We start from the raw sequence: 860 nt of genomic DNA, 5'->3' as shown, positions 1-860 counted from the left end.
GGCTACACGATCAACATGATCGTGCTGTTCAGCCTCATCCTGGCGGTCGGCATGCTGGTCGACGACGCCATCATCGTCACCGAATTCGCCGAGCGGCGGATGAGCGAAGGCATGCCTAAGGCAGAGGCGTTCGCGCTTGCCGCCAAGCGCATGGCCGGTCCGGTCATCGCCGCGACGATGACGCGCATCGCCGCCTTTTCGCCGCTGCTGTTCTGGCCAGGCATCATCGGCGACTTCATGAAATACATGCCGATCACGCTGATCGTCACGCTCTCGGCCTCGATGCTCTATGCACTGGTCTTTGCACCGGCGCTGGGCGCCTTGTTCGCCAAGGCGCCGCCGCATCACGAGAGCGACAACCGCGACGGCTGGTACATGGCGGTGGTCAAGCAGGCGGTGCGCTTTCCCATCACCGTGCTTCTGCTCACCGTCGGCCTTTTGTTCGATGTCGGCTTTGCATATTCGAAATACGGCGCCGGCGTCGAGTTCTTCCCGAATGTCGAGCCTGACTACGGCCTGCTCTATGTGCACGCCCGCGGCAACCTTTCGCTCGCCGAAATGGATGCCGCCACAACGACCGCGGAAAACCGGCTTCTCGGTTGGCCAGGCGTGAAATCGGTCTATACCCGTGTCGGCAAGACGCAAGGCGGCGGCCAGGACATTCCTGAAGACGTGGTCGGCGTGATCCAGTACGAGTTCGTCGACTGGCGCGAGCGCAAATCGGCGAACGCCATCCTGGACGAGCTGCGCGGCGTCATGGCCGGCATTCCCGGCGTCGACGTCGAGGTTCGCGTGCCCGAGGCCGGCCCGCCCACCGGCAAGCCGATCCAGATCAGGCTGTCAGCCGTCGACCCGAAAGG

The 860-nt window shown here is 63.7% G+C and carries 1 protein-coding gene; it reads left to right on the top strand.

Annotated features, from left to right (window positions below; translation table 11 throughout):
- The coding region (locus tag AC0L18_RS32345; RefSeq protein ID WP_473495736.1) for an efflux RND transporter permease subunit at positions 1-860 on the top strand (860 nt) is incomplete at both ends.

Source organism: Mesorhizobium sp. WSM4819, assembly GCF_055811215.1.
This window is presented reverse-complemented; position numbering and strand designations above follow the sequence as displayed.